Below are 8,569 nucleotides of genomic sequence, written 5' to 3'. Positions count from 1 at the left end.
TCCCTTTCATTTATTATCAAACTTTCCTATTTTACCAGAGAAATCCATATTTACATCTCAAATGGAATTGCTATATTCAAATTCCATCTTTACCGCTAATGTGTCAGCTATAAAAAGCTCGAATTTACTTCCTAGGCGACTTGTCAGAAAATAGCAGGATAAGGTAAAATCGCTTATTAGAATTTTTCGCGGCAAAGTCAATAAAAAAAATGTGCAAGTTACCGATCGATAAAACCTGGCTGCCAAGTCTAGTGGCTGTCAGCTTAGCCGTAGCAGGCAACAGCTTTTTGCCTTTAACCCAGTATGCGAGTTTTGCTAGCGAAATATCCCCAACTAACGAACCAGAAAGAGTTCCTGACGGGAAGATAGTTCCAGTTAATGGCAAAGTCAATGTTAGATTAATGAATAAAACCAACGATCGACTATTTTTTTACGTGGTTGGACAGACTAACCGCCAGAGTTTAGCGGAAAATTCAACAGTCGCGCTGCCAGCATTGACACTACCGGCCTCAATTGTATTTAGGCGGCTAGATGGCGCATTATTGAAACCCAGTTTGAAACCTGGTGGCGAAGGAACTCTAGAGGTAAGATTAGACGAGACAAATGATTTAGGGTTGGATAAAACATCTTTAAGGATTCGGAATGACGGCGCACTTTTTCTCAGATAGACAACAGTCAGTCTCGTTCAAATTTTAGATTTTAGATTAACTCCACAGCCGTTTGCGGGGGGCTAAAACTTTTTTCTAAACCATGATTGCTCTCCACAACTTAAGTCCGGGGCTTGTATCCGTATTTGGGTGAGTCAGAGGATAGTTGAATCATGTAAAATCAACTTGACGAGCGCCGCGACAGCTAAACCTCACTCTTCAATACACCATCCGAGTTCCTATGTCAATCAAAAAGATTCTTTCCATAGCGCTGTTAATTTTTATCCCCATTTCCATCGCCGCTGAGTATTTGCACTGGGGTTCCCTGGCAGTTTTCATCACATCCGCTTTAGGCATTATACCTCTGGCGATTTGGTTGAGTACAGCAACAGAAGAAGTGGCGATCGTTACAGGCCCCTCCATAGGCGGCTTATTAAATGCCGTCTTCGGCAATGCTACGGAATTAATTATTGCAATAGTTGCCCTGAAAGCTGGCTTAATTGACATTGTAAAAGCCAGCATAACCGGTACAATTATCAGCAACTTGCTCTTAGTCATGGGATTTTCCATGCTGCTAGGAGGAATCCGTTACAAAGAACAAGAATTTAAACCAATAATCGCGCGGGTGAACGGTTCCACAATGACTCTAGCAGTGATTGCAATTCTGCTGCCGACAATGGTAATTTACACCTCCAATGGAGTCGAACCTGCAGCCATTCAGAATCTTTCCTTAATAACTGCGATCGTCCTAATTGCAGTTTACGCTCTAACTCTCCTATTTTCATTAAAAACTCACAGCTATCTTTACGAGGTTGGGTTACTCGAACTAGAGTCAGAAAATCCTCAAAATGCCAAAGAGGAATCTACTACGCACAAACCGAATTTGTGGCTGTGGATAGGAGTGCTAGTTGCCTCAACTGTTGCCGTTGCTTTTGAATCAGAAATTTTCGTTGGTGTTGTCGAAGAAACTACCAAAGGATTGGGATTGACGCCGCTATTTACAGGGGTAATTCTATTGCCGATTGTTGGTGGCGCGGCCGAATATGTAACTGCGGTAGGAGTTGCGATGAAAAACAATATGGATTTGTCAGTTTCTGTCGCAATGGGTTCGAGTTTGCTAGTTGCTTTGCTGGTAGCGCCGGTGTTGGTAATTATCGGATTAGTGATTCATCAGCCGATGGATTTAAACTTCAATCCCTTTGAAGTAGTTGCAGTTGCCATCGCAGTGACAATTGCCAATCTAATCAGTATCGACGGGCGCTCTAATTGGCTTGAAGGAGTGCTGCTTTTAGCAACATATATCGTGTTAGGAGCGGCATTTTACTTTCACCCCATTACTTGAACTAACAATTTTTTTGGAGGGGCAATCCCCCGTGGTTGCCGCTCTTCCCTGGAAAATAACTTATCTTGTTTCTGGTTTGCTATTCCTCTTTGTCTTCTGCTGTTAATTAAAAAAATAATTTTAGGGCAGAAAGTGATTACGGACAGCGACACTGTTGAACAGGAAAACACTCTCGTTTGCAACTTCTTTTTCTGCCTTTACGGTCGCGACAATCATAACTATTTCGACATTCTACCTTATTTTCACAAATTTGCTGACGGGGAAAAGTACCTAAGTTTTGTATAGAAACTTGAGCCGTAAGCGAACCTTGTTCTATAACTTGGTCATTTTCTTTGATTTCATAGAGAAAGTTATTTTCTCCCTCTAAAACCGAAAAAGTTCTTGTTTTGTGACTGTTACCCAACTTAAATCCAAAATCCTCCGAGAACTCACCTTTATTGTAACTTCTGTCTGTGTAGGGATAGGGGTTACTTTCCATGCCATCAGTCACATTTTTAATTATCACCCTTCTGTTAGGGCCGGGAGGAGTTTTGCTGGAGATAAATCGAGCGCTTTGCGAATCAGGCGTGATCGCAGTACCGGCACAAGTACCTACATATTCAACGCGCTTAAATTGAATCAAATTAATATTAAAACTGTTTTCGTTTTTGACCCTAAATTGTGCGTTGTTAGTCTGCTGAGCGCTGACTGTGAAAGCTGCTAGCGTCAAAAAAAATGCCCCCAGCAAAATAGCTATAAATTTGATTTTTGGTCTCCCCGTAACAAATAGGGCGTGTTTCATCTCTCTACCTCTAATGTAAATAGATAGCCTTTTGTTAACAAGTTATTATTTTAACTTGAGAGCAGATATGTTGTCAAAGTCGCTCGCATAGTTTTCTAGTGAAGATTTGAGTCCTTGATGCTGAGTTGCGAAAGGAAAAACAGAAGTCCTGACGGCGAACTTTGTAGAGCCAGGAATGAAGTCCTGAATACGAATTTAACTACCAAGTTACTCGATCGCGCCATCTATCTAAAATCTTGTCCCCGACTCCCTGTACCCGTGCCACATCCTCCAAAGAGGTGAAAGGTTGCTGTTGTCGCGCTGCAATAATTCTCTCGGCTAACTTCGGGCCTACCCCGGGCAAGGTTTCTAATTCTTCCTGACTGGCTGTATTTAAATTAACTAACTTTTTAGCAGCAATTTGAGGTTTGGCTGCCGCAGATTTTGATGCTGCTTGTAGTGAATCGCACTGTTTTTTCTTAGCATCAATTCTCTGTTTGATTCGGGCGGGAATTCCCAAGGTTGCACCTTTGTAAAGCCGATCGAACTCCCGCTCAAAATGGGCTGCAACTACGGGACTCTCGATCGCCAGCAGCGTCTCGTCATTCCCGTGATTTGCAGCCTCACTCCAGTTGTGAGAACCTGTAAGCACCGTTTTGCCGTCCACAACGCCGAATTTGTGGTGCAGGCGATCGCCTATTGGTAAAAGCGGCACTCCCACCGCAGTCAGCGGCTTTCTCCAAGGGCGATTGTCAGTTTCTAACCCGCAATCTTGCATCAAAGTCGCCCCCATCATATCCAACCCTTCACTATAAGAGCGATAAATAAAATTAGAGTCAATTAAAGCTCGCACCGCAACTCCCCGGCTAGCTTCAATTTCCAAAGTATTTGACAACCGCTGAGCCGAAAATACAAACAGGGCCAAATCAACCGACTTTTTCGCACTACCCAAAGTTCGATTTATCAAACCGTTGGCGCTTTTTTCCCAAGGCAAAGTCGCAGCCGTCGGCGAAAATTGTACCCCAACTGTCGAATTCCCTACTCTTACTTTTTGCACTTGACGAAACGGCTTTTTGATGCCAAACTTGCTGTCCGGTTTGCCCTTGGGCCCGTCGCCCCACATGATGTTAAATTCTTGAGTAAATAGTTGCGCTACTTGAGAATTTTCAATTTTCACCAAATTGTTCGCATTGCCGCGACTTGATGGTGTCTTGAAATCGCCATGTATATCGCTTGTGGTAAAATTAGCCGAAGTAACGATTACGGTTTTGCCGTCAATCACCACAAATTTGTGGTGCATCAAATCGCTGCCTTTACTGCCGTCAGCAGTATCGTCAATTACAGGAATACCCGCATCCTTGACAATTACCAAAGCATCATTTTGCTTGATTTCCTCCGCACTCAATTTACCGTCTTTATTGCGATCGGCAAGTTGCACAAATTCGGTATAACGATCGCGCTCTCTTTCCGGTAATTTCGCTAACTCCTGAGCTGTAAAATCGCTCCAAGGGCGACTATAGATATGTTCGACAATTAATCTCACTTTAATTCCCGATCGCTGTCGATCGGCCAAAACCCTCGCAATACTGGGCAAGCGAAACTCCTGAACCGCTACATCTACCGTCGATCCAGCACTGGCGATCGCAACAGCGATCGACTTTTCTAAATCATCTCCAGGTCTAGTTTGCTGGCGGTAAGGCTCTGTATAACTCGAAGCGATCGACTGATTGAAGTATACTTGCAACAAGGGGTCTTGAGGCAATGGAGCCAGGCTGAGAGGTAAATTCTGCACGTCTTGCTTTGTTTGTCCGCAGCCCACCAGATTGAGCGCCACCAGCCCAGCACAACAGAAACCGACTAAATGATAATACAATACAGCCACAAAATTTTTAAAAAAATAGAGGTTATTAGCCGAACCACAGTTCAAAGCTATTGGATCGAGTAAAGTTACAACCTATTAAATTTATGCAAGGGAATAGATTTTACGTCTTGTAGAACTGCCTCGATGCCGGAAGCATCACTGGTAGGGTAGCAGCATTCAGGGGCGTGGGTCAAACCCGATACCGCTGCTTTATGGCTAAAAGAAAAACAATTTTTCCGTGCGGTCACAAAGGATATGGTAAAGCGTGCCATCGCTGCACGCAAGAGTTGGTGGCGCAGCAGCATTACGTTGAAGTGCTGGCAGAAAAACAAACCAAAAAACAAGAGAGGGAAGCATCATTTGCTAGAGATATCATCGATCTCAGAGGTCTGCCCGACCACGTAGTCACTAAAGCCCGGGCAATTATAGCAGCTTTGGGCGAAAATAAGAATTACAGAGATTTCGGCGGCAAACGCCTGCGTCATAACCGTTTGATAATCAGTATTCCTGTAACTCGCAACTACAGAATGCTTTGTGAAGATTGCGGCACTTTCTTAATTCCCCAAAAAGTTTTGTCGCACGAAGACTACAACGTCTGTAAACCAGGAAGTTAGTCATCGGTTATTGGTTATTGGTAGCCACTCACAACAGTCAGCAGTCAAGAGTCAACAGTCAACATTCATTAATTAGTTATTTATCATGCAAATTTACCTCGACTATAGCGCCACAACACCCGCACGCCCAGAAGCGATTCAAGCCATGCAAAAAGCCCTGACTCAGCAGTGGGGCAATCCTTCCAGCTTGCACGAGTGGGGACAAAGGGCGGCGACAGCTTTAGAATTAGCAAGAATGCAGGTTGCTAGCTTGATTAACGCGCTACCGGAATCGATGATTTTTACCAGTGGCGGCACTGAAGCGGACAATTTGGCAATTATGGGAATTGCGCGTCTTTATACAAAGCCGCAGCATATTATTATCTCCAGCGTAGAGCACTCCGCAGTAGCAGAACCGGCGCGACAACTCGAACAGTTGGGATGGGAAGTGACGCGCCTACCAGTGGATAAATTTGGGCGCATTCACCCTTTGGATTTGCAAGAGTCCCTGCGATCGAATACAGTTTTAATTTCAATCATTTACGGACAAAGCGAAGTTGGCACGCTGCAACCAATCGAGGCATTAGGGCAAATTGCGCGCGATCGCAATATCATGTTTCATACCGATGCAGTTCAAGTTGCCGGCAAGCTGCAAGTTGACGTGCAGAAACTGCCCGTAGACTTGCTTTCGGTTTCCAGTCACAAACTTTACGGGCCGCAAGGTGCAGGCGCGCTTTACGTGCGTCCGGGAGTAGAATTAGTGCCAATGTTGGGGGGCGGTGGCCAAGAATTGAAACTGCGTTCCGGGACGCAAGCGCTGCCGGTAATTGTCGGTTTTGGGGTGGCGGCGGAGTTAGCTTTGCAGGAAATAGATGTGGAAACGCCGAGGTTAATTGCATTGCGCGATCGACTTTTTGACCGATTATCCCACGTACCCAGTTTAGTACCAACTGGCGATCGATATTACCGACTGCCCCACCACGTCAGTTTTTGCATCGTCTCCCCATCCTGTCGCCCTTACCAAAAGAGAGACACAGGGCGAATCACAGGCAAAACTATGGTGAGACAGTTAAATTTAGCCGGAATTGGCATTAGTTCCGGTTCTGCTTGTAGCAGCGGAAAACTAACTCCCAGTCCGATATTATTAGCAATGGGATATGACGAAATCGGCGCAGTTGGTGGAATTCGCTTGACTCTAGGACGAGAAACCACAGAAGCTGATATTGATTGGACAGTAATTGCGATCGAGCAAATTTTGGATAGATTAATGCCAAAGGTAGCATTGTGTAGGAATTAGAAAACTGGGCGATTGAAGATTGGGCGGTTGGAAAACGCCGTCTTGTCTTCAGTCCGCTTGGCATGGACATCGTTTGTGTAGAAGCGGTTTCAACCGCCGTCTGCATCTCGTACAACAAGCCCCAAAACCCACAACCATGCTACAATAAACCCGATATTATTCACAACTCCCCATAATGGAAGAAAGCCGCGCCCAAGCCTACCTAGAACTAATTCACACCCTGCTGAATTGCCCCAACGGCGAAGAACCGCAGATATTACAAGATAACTCAGAATTGTTGGATGTCCACTTTCTGGAAACTTGCGAGTTGGTAGCCGAAAAAATGGCACAGCAAGGAGGACAAAACGGCGCTAATTTCCTGCGGAATCTGATTGCTCAGCTAGCACAATTAATCGATACCAACGATGGCGATAACTCCGAAGGTGAAAATCCCCAAGAGTATGCAAACTTTATTCTAGAATTATTGCAAGCAGAAGATAATAGCAATAGCAATACAGCAGTAATTCACTCGATGCTAGCTGAACGAAAACATCTCCTAAATGCTCGTTTTTCGGATATTTTAGAGCAAGTAGTCGAGAGGTTAGTTGGTGGGGAAAATGCAAAAACTATTGATTCAATTGTCAGCCTCGTTGAAGACTTGAGCATTAATATTAGTAATTTTTCCGGTGGGAATAGAGCGGATAATATTGAAATTGCCCTTGCTGCTTATCAAGTTGTTTTAAATAATCGGCAACCCGGAAGCGAAAAGTTTGCTCAAACTCAAAACAACTTAGCTGCTGCCTACATTACCAGAATAAAAGGCTCGCGGGCCGAAAATGTGGAAATGGCGATCGCCCTTTATGGCGCTGTTTTAACAGTCTATACCCTTGAGGCTTTCCCGGAAGATTGGGCTATGGCTCAAAATAACCTAGCTGCTGCTTACGCCAACAGAATCAACGGTTCGCGGGCGGAAAATATCGATCGCGCGATCGCATTTTTTGAGGCTGCTTTAACTGTTCGTACCCGCGAACAGTTTCCTGAAGATTGGGCAATGATTCAATATAACCTAGGTAATGCCTATTATGACAGAATCAACGGTTCGCGGGATGAAAATCTCGAAAAAGCGCGATCGTTTTATGAAGCAGCTTTAACAGTATATACCCGTGAGCATTTCCCTGAATATTGGGCAATGATTAAAAAGAAGCTGGCTAATGCCTAAAGTGATGCAGCTTTAACAATCTCAGAAACCGGGTTTTTTCCGATATCTTCGCCTCCGATTAAATATCTTCGCAAAAACCCGGTTTCTCGCCATTTGGAGAATTGGAAAACGGTCGATCGCTCCCTAGCACCTTTTGCCATAATTAGGCTAAAATAAATTCTCTCCAATTATTAGTTTGTCATACCATTAATTGTGTAGGGGCGGCTTCGCCAACCATCTCTAATGAGTACCAACAATTGAAATAAACCCGCCCCCTCCCAACGACAATTTCCCGTGAAGCGAAGCTATCCCGTAGGGAATCGCACTTTCGGGAAAACCGGAAAACGACCGATCGCATTTGTAGGAAAATTGGAAACAAGCGATCGAATTTCTTCGGTGGGGTGGGGGCGGGTTTATGGGGATTGTTTGTGGGTATTAAAGATGGTTGGGGGAGCCGCCCCTACAGCAATTATGCCAACGCTATCAACTATTAACTATAACTATGAATGAAAACGGCGATCGAGTTCACTCCGAAGGTGAAGATTCCCAAGAATATGCAAAATTTATCGGAGAATTATTGAAAGCAGAAGCAGCTCGCAATAGCGGTATTCAAGTAATTTACCCGATACTAAAACAACGGCAACATCTCCTCAATGCCCGTTTTGCCGAGACTTTACAGCAAGTAGCCCAGACGTTAATTTCCCAAAATCCAGAAGCAATTGAGTTCATTGTCACCCTTATTGAAAATTTGAGTAATCATATTAAAAACTTTCCCCTTGGCAGTATAGCGAATAATATTGAAATTGCCCTTACTGGTTATCAAATAGTTTTACACAATCGGCAACCGGGAAGCGAAAAGTTTGCTCAAACTCAAAATAACGTAGCAGTTGCC

Annotated in this window: 8 protein-coding genes and 1 pseudogene; 7 read left to right on the top strand and 2 right to left on the bottom strand. The window is 44.3% G+C overall.

Features of this window, described 5'->3' with window-relative positions; translation table 11 throughout:
- Positions 1-209 precede the first annotated feature (209 nt).
- Positions 210-668, top strand: a complete 459-nt coding sequence (locus QUA62_RS27345) for a hypothetical protein (protein ID WP_333407983.1) — start codon at positions 210-212, stop codon at positions 666-668.
- A 220-nt stretch (positions 669-888) separates the two neighbouring features.
- Entirely contained in the window at positions 889-1,989 is a 1,101-nt protein-coding gene (gene cax / locus QUA62_RS27340) for a calcium/proton exchanger (RefSeq protein WP_333285156.1), read from the top strand.
- A gap of 136 nt (positions 1,990-2,125) precedes the next feature.
- Here the strand turns inward: cax and QUA62_RS27335 are convergent, their stop codons facing one another.
- Both QUA62_RS27335 and QUA62_RS27330 read right to left on the bottom strand, forming a co-directional pair.
- On the bottom strand, positions 2,126-2,770 hold the full coding sequence (locus QUA62_RS27335) for a hypothetical protein (protein WP_333407982.1): 645 nt from the start codon (positions 2,768-2,770) through the stop codon (positions 2,126-2,128).
- 199 nt (positions 2,771-2,969) lie between these two features.
- Complete coding sequence (locus QUA62_RS27330) at positions 2,970-4,631, bottom strand: DUF655 domain-containing protein (RefSeq protein WP_333407981.1); 1,662 nt, start codon at positions 4,629-4,631, stop codon at positions 2,970-2,972.
- Positions 4,632-4,822: 191 nt separating this feature from the next.
- On the opposite strand from QUA62_RS27330, the gene QUA62_RS27325 reads away from it, so the two are divergent.
- From QUA62_RS27325 to QUA62_RS27305, 5 genes and pseudogenes are all read left to right on the top strand, one after another.
- Positions 4,823-5,224, top strand: coding sequence for a DUF7682 family zinc-binding protein (locus QUA62_RS27325; protein ID WP_006631653.1), 402 nt, complete (start codon positions 4,823-4,825; stop codon positions 5,222-5,224).
- 85 nt (positions 5,225-5,309) lie between these two features.
- Complete coding sequence (locus tag QUA62_RS27320; protein ID WP_333407980.1) at positions 5,310-6,500, top strand: cysteine desulfurase family protein; 1,191 nt, start codon at positions 5,310-5,312, stop codon at positions 6,498-6,500.
- A gap of 175 nt (positions 6,501-6,675) precedes the next feature.
- A complete protein-coding gene (locus QUA62_RS27315) occupies positions 6,676-7,698 on the top strand; it encodes a tetratricopeptide repeat protein (RefSeq protein WP_333407979.1) in 1,023 nt (340 codons plus the stop codon).
- A 273-nt stretch (positions 7,699-7,971) separates the two neighbouring features.
- Positions 7,972-8,187 (top strand): hypothetical protein, encoded by a 216-nt coding sequence (locus tag QUA62_RS27310; RefSeq protein WP_333407978.1) that lies wholly within the window; start codon positions 7,972-7,974, stop codon positions 8,185-8,187.
- Positions 8,180-8,569 (top strand): annotated as a pseudogene (locus QUA62_RS27305) (hypothetical protein); the annotation flags it as partial. The gene QUA62_RS27310 and the pseudogene QUA62_RS27305, both read left to right, overlap by 8 nt.

Source organism: Microcoleus sp. MON1_C1, from assembly GCF_036701945.1.
Classification (GTDB): domain Bacteria; phylum Cyanobacteriota; class Cyanobacteriia; order Cyanobacteriales; family Microcoleaceae; genus Microcoleus.
Note: the sequence above shows the minus strand (reverse complement) of the source record. Positions and strands in the feature narration are given on the sequence as shown.